Origin of the sequence: Clostridium tyrobutyricum DSM 2637 = ATCC 25755 = JCM 11008 (genome assembly GCF_000359585.1) — a bacterium.
Taxonomy (GTDB): Bacteria; Bacillota; Clostridia; order Clostridiales; family Clostridiaceae; genus Clostridium_B; species Clostridium_B tyrobutyricum.
Genome location: NZ_APMH01000008.1, coordinates 40,044 through 60,532, shown reverse-complemented (window position 1 = coordinate 60,532; position 20,489 = coordinate 40,044). Strand labels below are relative to the sequence as shown.

Genomic DNA, 20,489 nt, shown 5'->3' with positions numbered 1-20,489 from the left:
ATCTATTTTACACAAATCTATCTATATTCTCGACAAAAGTTACACATAGAGATCCTATGTACAACTCTTTATACAAAATATTATATTCTAATTCTGACTTTGGGTAGTACTAGTTGTACTGGTACTATTTTGATTAAGTTTAAAATAAGCAGTATATATGTCCTTTGCAATCTGTGCAGAACCAGCTCCCTGTCCTCCATCAAATACAACTGCATATACAGCTATCTGAGGCTTGTCAAGAGGTGCGTATCCTACATATTCTGCATAATCGGTTCTACCAATCTCTTCTTGGTTTCCCAAACTTGCAGTACCTGTCTTACCTGCAGTCTTTATAGGAAAATCTGCAAATGTACCAGATGCAGTACCTTTTTCATTAACTGCCTCCATACCAGCCTTAACAGCTGCTATATTTTCAGCACTGACCCCTGTCTTCTCTGCAACTTCCGGTTTTATCTTTTTTATAACTTTTCCATTTGAATCAAGTATACTGTCAACCAAATGTAGTTTATATCGTGTACCTCCATTAGCAATAGTAGCAATATAATTTGCCATCTGCAGTGGTGTAAATTGATTTAATCCCTGTCCTATAGAAGCATCTTCTATATTGGCTGGTACATTTAATTGAGAATTTGCATCCGAAACAGTAGTATAATTTATTGCATCTATAAGATTACTCATCTGCCTGTTTGTAATTTCTTTTTTATTGTTGGGATCTTCTTGTACAAGTTCTGAAAAAAGTTCCTTGTACTTGGTTCCATCAAAAGATTTGCTTCCATTTTTTATGGAACTCTGTATTAAATTTTTTATGTCTTTTTTAATTTGCTTAACTTTATCTGAATCATTTGCATTATCATATAGATCCAGTGAAACCAATTTGTTTCCTTTGTCATCAATTCCATCTTTAAGATTTTTCATGACTTTCCAAAGATAAGTATTGGCAAAAGAATTTTTATTGGATACTGTATTGTACACCTGACCGTATTTCTCCGGTATTTCTATTCCGGTAGTTGGAGTAGTCTTGCTATTAGGGTCTGCACCAAGTCCAAATTTCCAAGCATATTTAGCTAAGGTATCATCTCCAAAAGAATCCCTTATTCTCTTACCTACTGTCATAAAGTAAGGGTTACTTGACCTTTCTATGGCTCTCGCAAGATTTACCCATCCATTAGCTCCATCCAGATAAAAGTGCGTAATATTTCCACCACCTTTATCAAACATACCTTCATCATCTATACTAAAATCAGGAGTTATGGCTCCACTTTCCAATCCTGCTATAGCAGTCATTGGCTTGAATGTGGATCCCGGTGGTATGAGAGACTGTGTAGCATAGTTGTAAAATGGCTTAGGATATATGTCATATACATCCTGTCTTATAGTTGTATTCCCCTTTATGCTTTTGTCCAGCGGAAACAGTATATTCAATACATCAGTTTCACTTTTGCCAGGATATAGGCTCGTAATTCCTCTTTTTTCAATGTAATTTCTTCCAAATTTTTCTAAATTAGGGCTGAAATACTGATTGTACTGTTCTGATGTAAGTCTTCCAGGTACGGAAAACAGATTTGGGTCATATCCAGGCCTGCTTGCCATTGCAATTATATCACCTGTATTTACATCAATTACTACAGCAGCTCCCCTTGTTGCATTAGTAGTATCAGATCTTTGTTGACCATATGGATTTGACTGCAATTCTTTCATTCTGTCATCCAGTGCCTTTTCAGCAGCTGCCTGTACATTTTTATCTATAGTAAGTTTAACATTATTTCCAGGTTTCGGGGTTGTAGTTCCCAGTTCCTGAATTATTTTTCCATTATTATTTAATTTTACAGTTCTTCCACCTTTTTTTCCTTTTAGTACATCTTCAAAGGCAGCTTCTATTCCAGCCTGACCAATGTAGTCACTATTGGTATCATATCCCTTGGCCTTATACTTGGCTGTATCCGTACTGCTTATTTTAGATATGTATCCTAGAATTCCAGATGCCAGCTCTTTATTAGGATACTGTCTTATTGGCTGAATATTCATGTCTACTCCAGGGAGATCATTTAATATTTGTGAAAACTTCAATGCAGTGGATTTTTTAATATTACTTGCTATTACAACTGGATCATATCCTGAAAAACTATGCATTTTTATAGTATCTTTTATTATCATAAATTTTCTCTGTTCTTCCATAGGATAGCTACTATTTATACTGTACTTTTTTAAAAGAAGTTCATAGGTTTTCTTAGGAGAAATTTTAAGCAGCTGGTCATTTACCTGTTTTTTTAGTTCATCATCGGATATATCCTTGTTTTTCGTTTTTATTTTCTTCTCTATCGGCTCATTTAACCCTCTGTCCCTTTTGAATTTTATCTCCAAATTTTTTCTGGTTTCTGGATCATCACTTCTAAATTCAAATTTAAATGGATTTATCTTAAGTTCAAAATCGTCCTGCTGACTTTCTCCATTTGCATCTAAAATCTTGAATACCTTATCCATGGTTGTAAAAAACTTTTTATCATTTGTATCGGTTTGATTGTACACAAGAGTATAACTTTGTTCGCTTCTAGCCAGTATATTTCCATTCTTGTCAAGTATATTTCCTCTTGGAGCTGGATCTGCTATTTGTCTTATAGACCTATTGACAGCTTTTTCTTTGTACTGTGCACCTTGTACAATTTGCAGAGAAAAAAGTTTTCCAGCTATAACACTAAAAATAACTGTCATTACTATAATAAGTGCAGTAAATCTGGATATTTTTTTCTTTTCTTGCAATTTCATTAAATCACCATTCCTTTAAAATTTCCATTCACTTTTCATAGAATCTATTTTACAAAATCTGTATACTGGAATGTACATAAATATACATACAATCATATTATATACACTTGTAAAAAATACATCACTTATATTTATAGTCATTCCACTTAACCACAATATTACGAAAAGCAATACTCCTTTTAAGATTGACAATAAGAGACATGCTATTACTGGAATGAATCTCTTTTGTCTAAAAATATTTGCACCTACAAATCCTGCAACAAAACATATTATCATATTTACAAATGTATTTGTCCAAAACCCATTTATAAAATAGATATCCTGAAGGAAACCTGAAAATATACCTAGCCAAAGACCTTCCCAACTTCCACTGCTAATGGAGTAACAAACTACAAATGTAAAAAGCAGACTGGGATAAATGGTTTTAATTGCAAAGAATGGCATTAGTGAGTTATCAAGTATAAAGCATATAATACATATAATACCTACTATTAATAATTTGTTCAATTTTTTCATAGAACATCACCTTAATACTTTACATCTATTTGATTCTTGGGAACTACTATAAGCATTTCCTGAATTTTATTAAAATCTACAAATGGTTTTACAACAGCATTTTTCATTACTTTTCCCTTATCCAGTTCCACAGTTACAACACTTCCTATTCTTATTCCCCTAGGATATGAATTATCAATTCCTGAAGTCAAAATTGTATCTCCCTTTTTTATTTTCGACTCAATTGGAAGATAGTATAATTTTGTAAGTAGTTTATTTGTACCCTGATTATACCCCTTTACAATGCCTTCATCTGAAGTTTCATCTGAATTCTGGCTTTTTGTGTCTGATAACTGTGGTTCTGCACCTACGGCTAAATTTTCACTGGCTATAGATCTAACTATTGACCAATTCTTTTCTACATGTACTACCTGGCCTACAAGGCCTTCTGCAGTTTCGGCCACCATTCCTTTTTTTATTCCATCATTACTTCCTCTATTTACAGTAAATTCATCCAATATACTGCTTCCGCCTCTTCCTATTATGTCACAGCCTATATAGTTGTATTCCATTTTTTCCTTTTTAAAATTAAGTTCTTTTCTTAAAGAACTATTTTCACTTTTCAATAAATTATATTCAACAAGTTTATTTTCCAACTCACTATTTTTTTTAGTAAGTTGTTTATTTTGCTCTTTAATATCAGATATATTAAATATAAAACTCAAAGATTGTTTGATACCATTATTTAACTTATAAATTCCACCTTGTATTGGATTGAATACAACACCTACTCCATTTCTCATAAAGAACACTCCATTATTCTTTACGCTAAAAGAAATCAATATTAAAAACGCAACTGACAGTACTACTATAGCTACTGCCAGTTTATTTCTAAAAAATTTCATAATAATTCACTATTTTCTACTAGCTACTATTTTATCTATAGTATCTAGGGCTTTTCCTGCACCTAATGCTACACAGTCCAAAGGAGTTTCAGCTGTGTGAACTGGAATATGTGTTTCTAAATTTATAAGTTGTTCTAACCCTCTGAGCATGGCTCCTCCACCTGCTACCATGATCCCTTTGTCCATTATATCTGATGCAAGTTCTGGTGGAGTTTTTTCCAATGTTGTTTTTATTGAATCTATTATAGCAGCAACAGGCTCTTTAAGAGCTCCCCTTATTTCCTCTTCGTCTATAGATATTAATTTTGGTAATCCTGTTATCAAATCTCTTCCTCTTATTTCCATAGATTCATTTTCACCAGTATCATATGCTGAACCAAGCTGTATTTTTACATTTTCAGCTGTTCTTTCACCTATCATAAGATTATATTCTTTCTTTATATAGTTTATTATAGCTTCATCAAGTTCATCCCCTGCAATTCTAAGTGACTTACTTGTAACTATTCCTCCAAGTGATATTATTGCTACTTCAGTAGTACCACCACCTATATCAACAATCATACTTCCTGTAGGCTCATTTACAGGTAAGCCTGCTCCAATTGCTGCTGCCATAGGTTCTTCCATTAACAGTACATCTCTTGCACCTGCATGTTTTGTAGCTTCCTCAATTGCTCTTTTCTCTACTTCTGTAACTCCTGATGGAAAGCATACAAATATCCTAGGACTGGTAAATGCTGATTTGGGGCTAACCTTTTCAATAAACTTTCTAAGCATTGTATGTGTAACATCAAAATCAGCAATAACACCGTCTTTTAAAGGCCTTATAGCTACAATATTTCCAGGAGTTCTTCCTATCATATCCTTTGCTTCATTTCCAACTGCCATAACTTTTTTTGAATTAGTATTTATAGCAACAACTGATGGTTCTCTGAGAACTATGCCTTTTCCTTTTACATATATTAAAGTATTAGCTGTTCCCAAATCAATTCCCATATCTCTCGAAATTCCGAAAAATCCCATTTATACTTCTCCTTTCAACCTCACAATATTCCTTTTTCTTTCAAACTAATATATTGACCGTTTCCTATTATTAGATGATCAATAAGGTGTATACCCAATATTTCACCACATTTTTCTAGTCTATAAGTAACTTTTATATCCTCATCACTTGGAGATGGATCGCCAGATGGATGATTATGACATATTATTATAGACGCACTGCTGTTTTTAATAGCATAACTAAAAACTTCTCTAGGATGAACTATAGAAGAATTCAAACTTCCTATAAAAACATTTTTTACACTTATAACTACATTTTTTGTATTCAACATTATAACTACAAGGTGTTCCTGCTTTAATGATTTCATTTCTTTCATTACAAGCATAGCCGCATCTTGTGAATTGTGTATTTTATAATTGTCACCATCTTTAAAAGATTTAAATCTTTTAGATAATTCTATTACAGCCAAAAGTTTAGCTGCTTTTGCCTTTCCAATTCCGCTAATATTAGTAAAATCCTCTAGTGTAGAATCAAATACTCCATTTATTCCCCCATTATTTTGTATTATCCTACTACTCAAAGATATTATATTCTCTTTTTTACTGCCACAACCAAGAAGTATTGCTAAAAGTTCTATATTGGACAGAGCTTCAGGGCCATATCTAAAAAGTCTTTCTCTTGGTCTTTCATTTTCAGGTAAATCTTTAATTCTGTTCATTTAAAAACTCCTTTTATAGATTTACCCCCATTCCAATTAACATTTTGTACAATCTGTTGAGAGGCAAGCCTACTACATTGTAATAACATCCTCTAATTTCAGGTATAAATATCCCTGCATATCCCTGAATTCCATAGGCACCAGCCTTGTCTCCATATTCTTCCTTTTTTAAATACTTTTCTATCTCATTATTCGATATGTTGGAAAATCTAACACTAGTTTTCACAAATTCCTGTCTTACAATGCCAGAAAATTTATTAATAACTGCTAGGCCAGTATAAACTTGATGCTCATTTCCACTTAAAGACTTCAACATATGAAAAGCTTCTTCTCTATCTTTTGGCTTTCCAAGTATCTTTCCATTAAAATATACAACTGTATCACATCCTATTATGATAAGTTGCTTATCTTCAAGCTTATTACATACATCATTTGCCTTGCCTAAAGCAAGTTCCATAACATAAGTTTTACAATCCCCATTATACTTAATGCTGTTCTCTACAAAACCGCTTTCTACAATATCGAAATCATCTACAAGCCGTTTTAAAAGTTGCTGTCTTCTAATAGATGAAGATGCTAATATAATTTTCATTCAATCACTCCTAGTATCTTCTATATAATATTATAGCCATAATTACACCTATTATAGTCATAATATTTATATTAAAATTTATTCCTACAGTTAAAGTTAAAATTTTTAAATTTAACACCAAAGGTGTCTTTGCGCCTATTTCATAGGAATCTTTTAAAAATTGAAGTATACTTATTCTGCTGCCTATTGCATCACCTATAAGACTTCCAGCTACAGCACCCAAAAGTATCAGGAACCATAAAAAAGCTGCACTCTTAACTGTCCCCTTCACGTAAATCCCCCTACTTTAACAACATATCTAATATAGTTTATCATTTAATAAAAGCATAAACAAGTAAATATATTATTGTTAAAAAAATTTTTAAATTAAAAATAAAGATGGCAAGTATTGCAAGAGTTTTACTTATACTAACCACCTTTAATTATACACAAATATTACTAATTATTAAATTAGTTTATTTAATTTTTTTCAATACATTATATATATATATATAATTTCCTTCTACTTTATCTTTGGACAGCTGAGATGGGAGTTTGCTTACATTTTCCTTTAAATCTTTAAGTATTATAAAATTTTTGCTATTTTTATCAGCACCTTCCAAAGAGGAGCACCATTTTTTTAGTTGATCTGTCTTTATAGACTGTATATCTTTTTGAGAAAGCTTATTTAAAACTTGTAAATTTGCATCTATTATCTCTATTATTTCTGCATTGCAAACATCAGTCTTTTTTATTGTAAAATCCATATTGGAATTATCTACCTTTTGTTTCGTAAGTGATGCCATGATATCTTTTGCTGTATTATCTCCATATATCCCCAAAAAAATTCTAACTTTATCATCTTCCTGAATTTCAAAAGGTGTTCCATACTGCATGAGTAAATTTTTTTCTGCAGCCACATTTTTTTTATCTTTATAAATTCCGCCCTGTACTGCTACGAATTTAACTTGGCTTCCATCTGCAGAAGACTTTTTATTACCAGTATTTGAAGCAGCATTATTCTTATCATTGCTAACTGTGTTATTACTTTTATTTGAATTATTTTTGACAGTTTGCTGTGTACTTGCGGGAGTAGGTTCAGAAACATTATAATAATCCATGATTATTTTAGATGCCACTGTTCCGATGATAAATGCAGCTATCAATACCAAAGCTATCATAAGTACAAAATTCTTTGTTCCTTTTTCCTTTTTCAAATCATATCGTGTGTATTTCATTTTCCCACCTCATCTTCTTAAAGTTTAAATATTTATATCTATATATTAAAGATATTTAAAAAGTGAGAAAAATATTACTGGCTATTAAAATAAAAGCCTATCACTACCATAAATCAATAATGATAGTGATAGGCTTTTACAAGACCTTCGCTCCTTCTAGATCAGGTTCAAGTAAAATTATCTTCCAACTATTTTCAAGTCCATTTAAAAAATTCTTCATATAACTTATAAATTCATCGGCATTATTATCTTTAACAACAGCCATTAGTGTAGATCCTGATCCACTTATAAATTCACCTATAGATCCAAACTTTTTGACGTATTCAAAAATAGCATCATAATCTTCTATAAGTTTTTTTCTATAAGGTTGATGTATTCTATCTTCAAAACATATTCTAAGTTTGTCAAGTTCCCCATTGTTTAAAGCGCTTATAAGCATGGCAGATCTAGATATGTTGAATATACAGTCCTCTTTTAAATATGACTCAGGTAATACCTTTCTTGAAAGTGCAGTGCTCACCTCAAAGGTAGGTATCATTGCTGCAAATTTTAATTGTGTAGGCAACTTGACTCTAGAATAATTTATTCTATCTTTTATTTTTAAAGATATAACCATTCCACCAAGTGCTGCAGGCACTACATTATCAGGATGTCCCTCTATTTCAGTTGCAAATGAAATTATATCTTCTAAAGACATATTGGTATTCATAATTGAATCCGCAGCCCTTATTCCTCCAACTATACAGGCCGAACTACTTCCAAGCCCCCTTGACATTGGTATATCACATTTTGTTACATTTATTTTAAGTCCTTTATAATCATAACCATATTTATCCATAGTCTGTGTTATAGTTTTATATATCAAATTATCTTTAAAATTTTCTGTAAGTTTAGTTCCACAATTATATATTTCAGTTTCATTGTTTGTTTCTTCAACTTCCATTTCATTATATAATTTAAGAGCCATACCTAAAGTATCAAATCCAGGTCCCATATTTGCTGTAGTTGCCGGTATTCTGATATTCACTTTAGTCATACTATATCCTCCTTAGTTTTTTGAAATCAATATTTTTTTTGCAGACCTGATATATTCTCTCTTCCTTAAATTTTCAATATATTTATTTAGGTTATGTTCATTTTCAGATTTTATAAATGCCACCACTTCATCATCGTCAAATGTAGCTGCACTAGCCAATATATAACTACTTGTAAAATTTTCAGTTATACTTTCAATAACTTCTATTCTATTGTGAGTTTTTAATCTTACAAGCCATTCACTTTGTAATTCCCATTCCTTATTTATTTCAGCTTTTTTATCATTAAAAGTAATACTTTCTTCTTCTTTATGCATTATTATATCAGCTATATCTGCAAATACTGCACTAGCTGTTGGAAACATACCTGCACCTTTACCTGTAAATAAGACGTCTCCTACGGCATCACCTTCAACTAAGATTGCATTGTATTCATCTTCAATTCTTCCAAGTACAGAATTTTCTTTTACTATAATTGGCCTAACTGATGCAAATACATCTTTTCCAGTATCTTCACTGATACCCAGAAGTTTTATACTGCACCCTCTTGTTCTAGCATATCTAAAATCACGATCATCAATATTTGTAATTCCCTCTATATCCATATCTTTCCAATAAATTCTCTTATTATATGCTATTGTAGAGAGTATTGATAATTTTCGTGCAGCATCATATCCCATGACATCTGATTCAGGGTTAGCTTCAGCAAAGCCAAGGTCCTGGGCAAGTTTCAATGCTTCATCATATCCCATATTTTCATGATTCATCTTAGATAGTATAAAATTAGTAGTACCATTTAGAATAGCTCTTATACTCTTTATATCATTTCCAACCAAACACTCATTCATGGATTTTAGTATAGGTATTCCTCCACCTACACTTGCCTCAAAATGAATAGAAACTCCATTTTCCTTAGCTAATTCCAAAAGTTCATGTCCATATTCTGCAATTAAATCCTTATTTGCTGTTACTACATGTTTTTTCATCTTTAAAGCTCTTTTAATATATTCATAAGAAGGATTTAGTCCACCCATAGCTTCTACTACTATATCAACTTTTTTCTTGAAAATATCTTCTATATTATTTGTAATCAATTCCTTATATTTACTGTCTTTGTACTTTTCTACACTTCTTACTAGAATATTTGATATAGTAAGTTCCTCATCCAATCTACTTTTAAATTTATTTCTATTTTTTAATATAAGTTCAGCAACCCCGCTGCCAACAACTCCATATCCAAGCATAGCTATAACTGCCATATTCATTTTCCTCCTTAATTATGTACTTTTTTAACTAATTTGATATATAAAAAGAACTCATCCCTTACTGGGGCAAGTTCTACATGCGGTTCCACCCAATTTAACAGCAATTCTATATTATGTTTACATAGTAATACTGTCATCTCTTATAATTTAACGCAACCAAGCGGAAATACTTACTAAAATTCAGTATTCAATTCAAAGGTGATCTTCAATACTCTTACTTAAAGGATATTTCAGCATATTATCCTTTTCTCTACAAAAGCAGTTCATATCTACTCTTCCTCTTCATAATCTTTAATTTATTTTTATTCTACTGCTACCAACCTAACGTTTACTATACTATCTATAAGTTTTATGTCTTCAATCAATTCATTAATGTCTATTATAAGCTTGGATGCATCAAAAGTTATAGATACACTAGCTGCATTGTTTATAGGTATATCCTGATTTATAGTCAAGATATTGCCATGCTTTTGTGCTATTTTATCAATTATCTGTGACAAAGCTCCTGCTTTGTGCAAAATCATAAATCCCAAGGTAACTTTATGACCATTTACACCTTCTGACATTGCAAAAACTGAATCCTTATATTTATAATATGTGCTTCTACTTATTCCTACCTTTTTTACACCCTCCGATATATCCTTTACCTTTCCAGTTCTAAGAAACTCCTTTACCTTTATAACTTTTAAAAAAACACCCGGAAGAATCTCTGAATCTATTATTAAAAACCTATTATTCATAAGCTCTCCTTATTTGTTTGTCATTCGCGTACATATGTATGTGAAAAATTATATTTCTAATAATATCACATAATAATTTAAAGTTCAATCATAATTTTGAATTATTTATTTCATCTACTGAATATGTTATATTATGAATACGATGCCTTTTATCTTATTAATAAATGATAACGTTATATTTAAGTACATTTTAATAAATTGTAATAATTAAATAAAAAATAGATAAAAATTTGTGAGTTTACAAATTTTTATCTATAAATAATACCTACTTTTCAAATATTATATAAGGCACTGTTACTATAGCTATATTTCTCCTCTTAAGAAGTATGGTTTTAATTAGAAGAGCCGTCTGATTGTGCAGTATGTTTCCCCACCACTTGGTGACTACAAATTGAGGTAGAACCACTGTTACTGTATCTTTAGGTCCAGCTGAATACTCTTCAGATTCTATAAATTTCACAAGGGGTCCAACAATGCTTCTATAAGGAGATTTTTTTACTATTATAGGTATATCCATGTTATACTCATTATTGTATTCATTCCATTTTTTCAATAACTTTTCAGTTGTCATATCATCTACTGAAACATGAAATATTATTATATTATCTGATATAGTTCTTGCATAATTCAATGCTTTTAAAAATGATTTATTCAAAGTATCTATAGGTACTATCACATACCTCTTCTGATCTTTAAAATTTATTTCTTTAGGCATTTCATTTATAGATAATTTTAACTGTCTTGCAACTTCTGAGTAGTGTTTTTTTATAATAAGCATAAAATATACAAGTATAGGTATAACTATAAATACTATCCACGCTCCACTGATAAATTTAGTTATTCCAAGTATTACTGCCGTTACAAAAGTTATAAATGCCCCAATTCCATTTATGATTGATTTACGTCTCCATGCATGTTGTTTTTTTCTTCTCCATCTAATAAACATACCCAATTGGGAAAGAGTAAATGATATAAATACACCTACTGCATATAAAGGCATTAAATAATGTGTATCACTTTTAAATATTATAACCAATATAATTGATATAATACTAAGAGTTACAATTCCATTGGAATATCCAAGTCTCTTTCCTCGTTTTGCAAATTGCCTTGGTGCAAATCCATCTTTAGCTATATAAGCAAGAAGCATAGGTAGTCCTGCAAATGCAGTATTACTTGCCAATATAAGTATAATTGCAGTAGCACCCTGAACTACATAAAATAAAATATTATTGCCAAATACTTGAGATGCAATTTGTGCTACTACAGTTACTTGAGAATTTGGTACTGCATGATAAAGTGTAGCTAGGTAAGATAGTCCTCCAAATATTAAAAATACAACCAAAGACAGCAATCCAAGTACCATTTTTGCATTTTTCTGTGATGGTTCTTCAAAGTTAGGTATAGCATTGCTTACTGCTTCAATACCTGTCAAAGCTGTACACCCGGATGAAAATGCCCGTAAAAATAAAAACAATGTTATATCACCAGTGATCTGTGGGACTTTATAAACTGGCATAGGAGTATATCCTAAAACCTTAACCTTAAAAATTCCCCATACAATCATGGCCAATATCAATATCATAAATATATAAGTTGGAGTACCAAATGTCTTTGATGATTCTCTAAGACCTCTAAGATTCCCAATTGTCATAACAAGTATCAACAATATAGTTATCAAAACCTTATAATGCAAAATCTCAGGTATTGCAGATGTTATAGCTGCTGTTCCAGCTGATGCACTAACAGCAACTGTAAGTATATATCCTATGGTTAGGGATGCTCCAGCTACTAATCCAGGAATTTTTCCCAAATTATCTTTTGCAACAACATAAGAACCTCCTCCTCCAGGATATGCATCTATAGTTTGTCTATAAGAAAGAGTAACAACAAACATCAAAAATACAATGCAAAGCGATGCAAGGAACATATATTTATAAGCCATCATTCCAATCACAGGTATGAGAACCCATAATATTTCTTCTCCTGCATAGGCTACTGAGGAAATTGCATCACTAGACAGTATAGGCAACCCCCAAAAAACATTTAATTTTTGGCCTTTTAACTCTTCAGTTTTTAAACTCTCTCCTATCAAAAATTTTCCCAATTTAAATTTCATTTTTTGCACCTCTAAAAGTAATTTTGTTTTCATTTGATACGGAATGATTATATATTATTATCTATTTTTAGCATAACTCTTTTTTTTATACTTAAAGCTTATTTAGAACTATATTTATTTATATTATGGTATACATATATGTTTTTATCTGTTTTTCACAACAATTCTCCAATTTTTAAATAAAATGAATTCTAATTTTAATATTCATATAAAAATGTTATACTTAGGCTAAATAATTATAATTAAGGATGATATCTATGGATGATAAATTTATTTCAAATAACAATTTATTAAATTCAACATTCAAATCCATCTTTCAATCTGTAAATGATGGGCTTATAATAACAGATGATAAATTCAATATAAAAATGGCAAATCCAACTGCACTTAAAATATTTAATATAGGAGAAGATGTTTTATATAATATAAACTTGAAAAATATTTTAAAAGATACTATGTTGAATTCAATAATAATTACAGGTAAAAATATATTCAATGCAGATTGTATATTTTATTTAGGTAATAAAAAAATAAGATGTATAGTAAATATTGTACCTATAAAACTAAAAGATAAAGTATTGGGAATTGTTCTCTCCATAAAGGATACTAAAAGATTGCACAAAATAGTAAATAATGTGGTAGGGTACAAAGCTTCCTATACATTTCATGACATAATAACCCGCTCAACAAAAATGGAATATATTATTAAGCTCGCTAAAAGAGCCTCAAATACAGATTGCAATATATTGATTGAAGGAAAGAGTGGAACAGGAAAAGAAGTATTTGCACAATCTATACATAATTACAGTAGTAGACATAATGGACCTTTTGTAGCTGTAAATTGTGCTGCTATTCCAAGAGAATTAGTAGAAAGTGAGCTATTTGGATATGAAAAAGGTGCCTTTACAGGGGCTTCAAAAGGCGGCTACCCTGGAAAATTTGAACTAGCTGATGGTGGTACTATATTTCTAGATGAAATAGGAGAACTCCCTCTTGATATACAATCTAAACTTTTAAGAGTACTTGATAATCTAAAGATAGTAAGAGTTGGTGCAACCTACGAAAAATCAATTGATGTTAGAATTATAGCAGCTACAAACAAATTATTAAAAGATGAAATAAAAAATAGAAATTTTAGAGGCGATCTATATTATAGGCTGAGTGTACTTAATTTAAATCTTATGCCTTTACAGGAAAGGAAGGAAGATATCGAAATTCTAGCAAGACATTTTATAGACAGATTAAATTCCAAAAATCCCAACTTTCCAAAACACTTGGATAATTCCTATATTGGCAAATTAATTCTATATAATTTTCCTGGCAACATAAGAGAGTTGAGAAATATTGTGGAGAGATCCTACTATCTATGTGAAGATTCGTTAATAACTGATAAATATCTAATACATGAAAACATCAATTTAGATTTTAAAATAAATCCATTTACTCCCGATATACCAATGCCGCTTGAAAAAGTAGAAAAGGCTTATATAAGTAATGCTTTAAAATACTTTCATGGAAACGCTTCCGAAACAGCTCGTGTGCTTAAAATTGGTAAAGCTACCATATATAGAAAAATAAATAAATACAATATAGATATAAAAAAATTAAATAGTTGACAATATAAGTGAATGTGGTTATAATACAAATGTATCAATCAGCTATGCGAGAGTGGCGGAATAGGCAGACGCGCACGTTTGAGGGGCGTGTGAGTAAAATCGTACGGGTTCAAGTCCCGTCTTTCGCACCAAATTTAAAAAGTACTATTGACTTTTTAAATTACACGTTTTATAATGTGTATGTGGACATGATATTGTTTACATGTTTTAATGTGATATTAATTGATTTTTTTCTAGAATATGCGTAAGGCTTTAATTTGAACCTACATTACTAAATCGGGAGTTTAATATTTAGATGTGTATATGTAACCTTTGAGACATAGGAAGTGATAGATGCATCTGTGAGAACACCCACCTATCGAGAGATAGGTGTCAAATTAAGTTCAGCGGTATTTTGGAGTATCAATGAGAATAAAAGAGAGATTCTTATCTCTCTTTTTATTTTATAGAAAATTTATAGGAAATAATTTTTCAAAATAAATACGGATTGATATCAATCCGTATTTATTAATATAGATATTTATATACCTTATAGCTAACCTTAACTTTTTTCACGTACTTATCAGTTTCCTTAAATGGTATATAGTCCAAATTCTTCCCATCATAGGAATGATTTAAATTGCTAAGCCATTTTTTTACATTGCCCCTTCCACCATTATAAGCTGCCAATACCAAATTCATATTGTTGTTGAACTCACTTTTTAAATCATTTATATACCAACATCCCATTTTTATATTGAATTCAGGATCATCAAGCATATCTTCATTAAAATTATCTATTTTCATTTTTTGTGCAGCCCACTGAGCTGTGTCTGGTGTTATTTGCATAAGGCCTATTGCATTTTTATTAGATCTTACATTTTCTTTAAATCCACTTTCAGTTCTGATTATAGCCATAACCATATATGGATCCAAGTCATATCTTTGAGAGTATTCCTTTATATATGATGAATATTTAAGAGGATAAAAACATTTTGCTATATTTTTAGCATTTAATACTATTACTATTAGAATTATAATAGTTATTACTCTTTTTACAAATTTCAATGATGTATATGCCCTAAATATTTATTTCAGGACACTTCACCCCCTTATATTTTATGACTATCTGTTCAAGTATATCCTTTAAATTTTTTTTGGTTGTATCAAGATCTTTGGAATTATCCAATATATAATTGGAATACTTTTTCTTTTCATCTAATGACATTTGAGAATCAATTCTTATAATGACCTGGTCATATGTCAAATTATCCCTTTCTTTAACTCTATCTATTTGAGTCATTCTGTTAATCCAAACCAATATAAGTTCATCTACATATTTTCTGAAATTATTTTCTATCAAGGTTGCAGCATCAAGTATACATAATTTGTTTCCTTCTTTATCTAAGCTATCCATTTCAAATAGTATGTCTTCTTTTATATATGGCATTATTATACTTTCATATTTACATCTTCTATCACTACATTTAAATATGTAATCACCAAATTCTCTTCTCTTAAGATTGTGATTTTTATCAAAAAATTTTTTTCCGAAAGCATCCTCAATATTTTTAATTATACATGGATATTTATTTAATACTGTCTTGCTTATAAGATCCGCATCTATTACAGGTATGTTAGCCTTTTTTAACATATTGGAAATTGTGCTCTTCCCACTTCCAATTCCGCCTGTAAGACCTATTTTTATCATAAATACACCACCTTGCTATTTAATTTCGTACCAATTATCTCCTGAATTTATATCTACTTCGAGTGGAACTTTAAGGGAAACCGCATTTTCCATTTCTGTTTTTACAATATTTCTAACTACATCCAATTCGTCCTTGAACAAATTTAAAATAAGTTCATCATGTACTTGAAGTATAACTTTGCTCTTTAGATTTTTTTCCCTTAACTTATTATATACATTTATCATGGCTATCTTTATGATATCTGCCGCACTTCCCTGTATAGGCGTATTCATTGCAAGTCTTTCACCCAAAGATCTGACTATTTTGTTTGAAGATCTTATTTCTTTTATAGCCCTTCTTCTATTCATTATAGTAGTAACATATCCCTGATTTTTTGCCATATCAACAATGTCTTCCATATATTTTCTTACATTTGGATATCTTTCAAGATAAGTTTCTATATAATTTTTAGCTTCAGCTCTTGATATATGTAAATCTTTTGCAAGGCTAAAATCACCTATACCATATATTATTCCAAAATTTACAGCCTTAGCATTACTTCTCTGAGTCTTTGTAACCTTGTCTATTGGAATATTAAATACTTCTGATGCCGTTTTAGTATGAATATCACTATGATGTTTAAATGCATTTATAAGATTTTCATCATCTGCAATATGTGCAAGAACTCTAAGTTCTATTTGTGAATAATCTGCAGATAGTATTATACAATCATCATTTTCCGGTATGAATACCTTTCTTATTTCCTTACCCATTTCATATTTTATAGGTATATTTTGAAGATTGGGTTCTGTACTTGAGAGTCTTCCTGTAGCAGTCACAGTCTGATTAAAATTAGAATGAATTTTACCGTCATCATCTATAACAGACTTTAGTCCTTCAATATATGTAGAATATATCTTGGTAAGCTGTCTATAATATATTATCTTTTCTATTATAGGACTTTTATCTATGAGTTTTTCAAGTACCTGAGCATTTGTTGAATATCCGGTTTTAGTCTTTTTTATAACCGGAAGATCTAATTTTTCAAAAAGTATTTTACCAAGCTGCTTTGGTGAATTTATATTAAATTCTTCTTCAGAAAGAGCATATATTTCAGTTTTAACTTTTTCTATTTCTATTTTAAACTTTTCACCTAATTCATTTAATTTATCCAAATCAACTCTAAAGCCTTCACATTCCATGGAAGACAATACCCTTGTAAGTGGCAATTCTATTTTATACAAAAGATCCTTCATGTTTAAATCACTTATTTTTTTATCTAAATTCATATGAAGCTTACTTAATAAAAATGTTTCTTTTATCTTAAATTCACTGTCTTCTTCAGACAAGTCTACCCCAATATATTCCTTTATCATATCTTTCAAAACATATTTCCCTTTAGAAGGATTCAAGAGGTATGATGCTATTTTTACATCAAATTCAATATTAGTCAAATCCAATCCAAGTTTATCAAGTATACTGTATTGCGATTTAATATCATATCCTACCTTTTTAATATTCATACTTTCAAATATTTTCTTTAAAAGTTTCAATGATTTTTCATTATCTTCATCCATTGTAGATTTCATATTTATTACATAGTTATCGTTATAAATGTTTATAAATATATTTTCAATATAGCTCTTAGAATAACTTCCTCCATTGCATATTTCAAAATTAAAATACAATATATATTTACCATTGTATTCTAATATTTTATCCACTGCATTTTGAAACTTGTCAATACTATCTATAATCTCAAAATTCAAATTCAATTCTTTTTGTTCTGCTTTTTCAATTACATCTAAGCCGGGAATCTTATTTATTAAGGATTTAAATTGAAGTTTTTCAAATATATTTTTCAAGCCTAAAGCATCATAGTCATCTTTGGATTCTATAGATTGTAAATCTATTTCCACAGGTACATTTATCATAATTGTGGCTAATTTTTTGCTGAATACTGCCTGTTCCCTATATTCATTTAAATTTTCCTTTAACTTCTTGCCTTTTATATTTTCTATATTCTCAAGTACATTTTCAAGACTTTTATATTTCTTTATAAGCTTGAAAGCTGTTTTTTCACCTATGCCTGGAACTCCTGGTATATTGTCAGAACTATCTCCCATAAGTCCTTTTACATCTATAAATTCAGTGGGTGTAACCCCATATTGCTCTATCATCCTATTTCTATCATATATCTCTTTTTCTGTAATTCCCCTTTTAGTTATAACTATATTGATATTATCTGAAGCCAGTTGAAGTAAATCTCTATCTCCTGTTACTATATAAACTTGTATTCCCTTGTTTTCAGCAAACACAGATAAAGTTCCCATGAGATCATCTGCTTCAAATCCGTCTATCTCAAATGTATTTATAGAAAGAAGCCCTAAAATTTCCTTTAAAATTGGAAATTGTTCTGCAAGTTCAGAAGGCATTTTCTTTCTTCCAGCTTTATAATCGTCATATTGTTTATGTCTGAAAGTTGGTACACTTCTATCAAAAGTACAAACTATATAATCAGGATTTATTTCCTCTTTCATTTTAAAAAGCATATTTATAAATCCATAAACTGCATTTGTATGAAGGCCTTCATCATTAGTCAGTTCTGGAAGTGCATAAAATGCTCTGTTCATCAAACTATGGCCATCCAATATCAATAATTTTTCATTAGTCATTTAACTACTCCTTTTTAATCTTACTATTCCAACTAATATTTTATCACAAATATTAAAATAAGCTATTTCAAAAATATTAAAAAAGAACTAAACTTAACATATACAAAGGGGGATTTCTTATGTCACTTAATTATAGCTTTTATAATAATATTCCAGTATTTAAATGTGATTCTTGCGGAAAATGTTCTAACACCATAGAATCTATTTCTTATACCTCTATCAAAAACAGAGGATGTTGTTGGTACTTTCCGGAATACAGATTAATAGATATTAAAAATATAATAGATAATAATAAATTTAGTTTCATACATTATCTGGCTTCCTTACCAAATTGTTTATTACGAAATTACTCTATAAAAATAAATGGCACTTTTTTAAAGAACAAATATAAAGACTTCAAAAACTCTTGTTTCAAAAAATATAGTAATTTTGATTCATCTCTATTTTTTAAATTATGCCCATTTTCATCTAAAAATGGATGCAGTTTAAATTTTTTATTAAGACCTCATCCCTGTAATCTATATTTATGTAGAGAAATAATAAATTTATGCTCCGAAAAATACAAACCTTATTGTGATGAACGTAAAGACTACTTTGCTTACTGCAATTATTTCGACGAATGCATAAAACAAGACCTTATAGATAATCATGTAAGTTTAATCAGCAATATAAACAAGGCTATAGAGGTAATAAAAAACTGCCATATAGAAAAGTTTAATTCCAGATATTTAAAGCCTATAATTTTCAACTAATATACAATGAATTAAAATTTTTCTCTTTTTCTATTGAGATAGATTAATATATTTGATAAAATTAAATTGTTTGTGAATATATTTGCTCTTTGTGGGATAATTAAAGTCCCAGTGGGATAATTATAAAACCATATGCAAATATAATAATTTAACTTATTGTGTTAATTTAATTAAATATACAATTATTTACTAATACAATAGTTAATTATAAATCAGGAGGGAGATAAAAGATGATTTATTCAACAGAAGTAGATAGAATGTGCTGTGTAGCTAAAGGCCCAAATCATGGACCAGCTCCAATTCCAGAAGAAGGAAAATGGGTACAGGCTAAAGAAGTTAAGGATATTTCAGGATTAACTCATGGTGTAGGTTGGTGTGCTCCACAACAAGGTGGCTGTAAGTTAACTTTAAATGTTAAAGACGGTGTAATTGAAGAGGCTCTAGTTGAAACTATAGGATGTTCAGGTATGACTCATTCAGCTGCTATGGCATCAGAAATTCTTCCAGGAAAAACTATACTTGAAGCATTAAATACTGATCTTGTCTGTGATGCTATAAACGTAGCAATGAGAGAATTATTTTTGCAGATCGTTTATGGAAGAAGTCAGACTGCATTCTCAGAAGGTGGTCTTCCAATAGGAGCAGGCCTTGAAGATTTGGGAAAAGGCTTGAGAAGTCAAGTTGGTACTATGTACGGAACAAAAGCAAAAGGAACAAGATATCTTGAAATGGCTGAAGGTTATGTAAATCACATAGCTCTTGACAAAAACAATGAAGTTATAGGATACGAATTTATAAGTCTTGGAAAAATGATGGATATGATTAAAAAAGGTACAGATCCTGCTGAAGCTATTAAAAAAGCTACTGGTACATATGGAAGATATGCTGAAGCTGCAAAAATTATAGATCCAAGAGAAGAATAAGGTAT

General features: G+C 30.2%; 18 protein-coding genes, 1 tRNA gene, 1 other RNA gene and 1 other annotated feature. Of the genes, 5 read left to right on the top strand and 15 right to left on the bottom strand.

What is annotated here, in order from left to right:
• Nucleotides 1-87 precede the first annotated feature (87 nt).
• The 12 genes from J418_RS0105370 to J418_RS0105315 all read right to left on the bottom strand — a co-directional run bounded on the left by J418_RS0105370 (nt 88) and on the right by J418_RS0105315 (nt 12,848).
• The gene (locus J418_RS0105370; protein WP_017894987.1) at nt 88-2,763 is read right to left on the bottom strand and encodes a penicillin-binding transpeptidase domain-containing protein; all 2,676 of its coding nucleotides are present in this window, start codon (nt 2,761-2,763) and stop codon (nt 88-90) included.
• A 15-nt stretch (nt 2,764-2,778) separates the two neighbouring features.
• Nucleotides 2,779-3,279, bottom strand: coding sequence for a rod shape-determining protein MreD (gene mreD / locus J418_RS0105365; RefSeq protein WP_017894986.1), 501 nt, complete (start codon nt 3,277-3,279; stop codon nt 2,779-2,781).
• An 11-nt stretch (nt 3,280-3,290) separates the two neighbouring features.
• Complete coding sequence (mreC, locus tag J418_RS0105360) at nt 3,291-4,163, bottom strand: rod shape-determining protein MreC (RefSeq protein ID WP_023625383.1); 873 nt, start codon at nt 4,161-4,163, stop codon at nt 3,291-3,293.
• A 9-nt stretch (nt 4,164-4,172) separates the two neighbouring features.
• Entirely contained in the window at nt 4,173-5,183 is a 1,011-nt protein-coding gene (locus J418_RS0105355) for a rod shape-determining protein (protein WP_017751241.1), read from the bottom strand.
• A 20-nt stretch (nt 5,184-5,203) separates the two neighbouring features.
• Nucleotides 5,204-5,881 carry a RadC family protein gene (gene radC, locus J418_RS0105350; RefSeq protein ID WP_017751240.1) on the bottom strand — a complete coding sequence of 226 codons (678 nt, stop codon included), beginning with the start codon at nt 5,879-5,881 and terminating at the stop codon, nt 5,204-5,206.
• Nucleotides 5,882-5,894: 13 nt separating this feature from the next.
• Nucleotides 5,895-6,473, bottom strand: coding sequence for a Maf-like protein (locus J418_RS0105345; RefSeq protein WP_017751239.1), 579 nt, complete (start codon nt 6,471-6,473; stop codon nt 5,895-5,897).
• 10 nt (nt 6,474-6,483) lie between these two features.
• Nucleotides 6,484-6,744, bottom strand: coding sequence for a DUF4321 domain-containing protein (locus tag J418_RS0105340; RefSeq protein ID WP_017751238.1), 261 nt, complete (start codon nt 6,742-6,744; stop codon nt 6,484-6,486).
• A 184-nt stretch (nt 6,745-6,928) separates the two neighbouring features.
• The gene (locus tag J418_RS0105335; protein ID WP_017751237.1) at nt 6,929-7,690 is read right to left on the bottom strand and encodes a hypothetical protein; all 762 of its coding nucleotides are present in this window, start codon (nt 7,688-7,690) and stop codon (nt 6,929-6,931) included.
• A 136-nt stretch (nt 7,691-7,826) separates the two neighbouring features.
• Nucleotides 7,827-8,726 (bottom strand): homoserine kinase, encoded by a 900-nt coding sequence (thrB, locus tag J418_RS0105330; RefSeq protein ID WP_017751236.1) that lies wholly within the window; start codon nt 8,724-8,726, stop codon nt 7,827-7,829.
• 12 nt (nt 8,727-8,738) lie between these two features.
• Nucleotides 8,739-9,983 carry a homoserine dehydrogenase gene (locus J418_RS0105325; protein WP_017751235.1) on the bottom strand — a complete coding sequence of 415 codons (1,245 nt, stop codon included), beginning with the start codon at nt 9,981-9,983 and terminating at the stop codon, nt 8,739-8,741.
• A gap of 65 nt (nt 9,984-10,048) precedes the next feature.
• Nucleotides 10,049-10,284, bottom strand: a binding site (T-box leader).
• 7 nt (nt 10,285-10,291) lie between these two features.
• Entirely contained in the window at nt 10,292-10,729 is a 438-nt protein-coding gene (locus J418_RS0105320; RefSeq protein ID WP_017751234.1) for an ACT domain-containing protein, read from the bottom strand.
• Between the two features lie 265 nt (nt 10,730-10,994).
• Nucleotides 10,995-12,848, bottom strand: coding sequence for an APC family permease (locus tag J418_RS0105315; protein ID WP_017751233.1), 1,854 nt, complete (start codon nt 12,846-12,848; stop codon nt 10,995-10,997).
• A gap of 257 nt (nt 12,849-13,105) precedes the next feature.
• Between J418_RS0105315 and J418_RS0105310 the strand changes: the two genes are divergently transcribed.
• The 3 genes from J418_RS0105310 to ssrS all read left to right on the top strand — a co-directional run bounded on the left by J418_RS0105310 (nt 13,106) and on the right by ssrS (nt 14,869).
• Nucleotides 13,106-14,464, top strand: a complete 1,359-nt coding sequence (locus J418_RS0105310) for a sigma-54 interaction domain-containing protein (RefSeq protein WP_017751232.1) — start codon at nt 13,106-13,108, stop codon at nt 14,462-14,464.
• Nucleotides 14,465-14,510: 46 nt separating this feature from the next.
• Nucleotides 14,511-14,595: transfer RNA gene (locus J418_RS0105305), tRNA-Leu, on the top strand.
• 96 nt (nt 14,596-14,691) lie between these two features.
• A non-coding RNA gene (gene ssrS / locus J418_RS16035) (6S RNA) lies at nt 14,692-14,869 on the top strand.
• A gap of 102 nt (nt 14,870-14,971) precedes the next feature.
• Here the strand turns inward: ssrS and J418_RS0105300 are convergent.
• From J418_RS0105300 to polA, 3 genes are read right to left on the bottom strand one after another with little or no spacing between them, the layout of a single operon-like run.
• Nucleotides 14,972-15,511 (bottom strand): lytic transglycosylase domain-containing protein, encoded by a 540-nt coding sequence (locus J418_RS0105300; RefSeq protein WP_017894985.1) that lies wholly within the window; start codon nt 15,509-15,511, stop codon nt 14,972-14,974.
• A gap of 13 nt (nt 15,512-15,524) precedes the next feature.
• Entirely contained in the window at nt 15,525-16,154 is a 630-nt protein-coding gene (coaE, locus tag J418_RS0105295) for a dephospho-CoA kinase (RefSeq protein ID WP_017894984.1), read from the bottom strand.
• Nucleotides 16,155-16,169: 15 nt separating this feature from the next.
• Nucleotides 16,170-18,809, bottom strand: a complete 2,640-nt coding sequence (gene polA / locus J418_RS0105290; protein WP_017751229.1) for a DNA polymerase I — start codon at nt 18,807-18,809, stop codon at nt 16,170-16,172.
• A gap of 119 nt (nt 18,810-18,928) precedes the next feature.
• Here polA and J418_RS0105285 point away from each other — a divergent pair, with 119 nt between their 5' ends.
• Nucleotides 18,929-19,561 (top strand): hypothetical protein, encoded by a 633-nt coding sequence (locus J418_RS0105285; protein WP_017894983.1) that lies wholly within the window; start codon nt 18,929-18,931, stop codon nt 19,559-19,561.
• Between the two features lie 230 nt (nt 19,562-19,791).
• The gene (locus J418_RS0105280) at nt 19,792-20,484 is read left to right on the top strand and encodes an iron-sulfur cluster assembly scaffold protein (RefSeq protein WP_017751227.1); all 693 of its coding nucleotides are present in this window, start codon (nt 19,792-19,794) and stop codon (nt 20,482-20,484) included.
• Nucleotides 20,485-20,489: the final 5 nt, after the last annotated feature.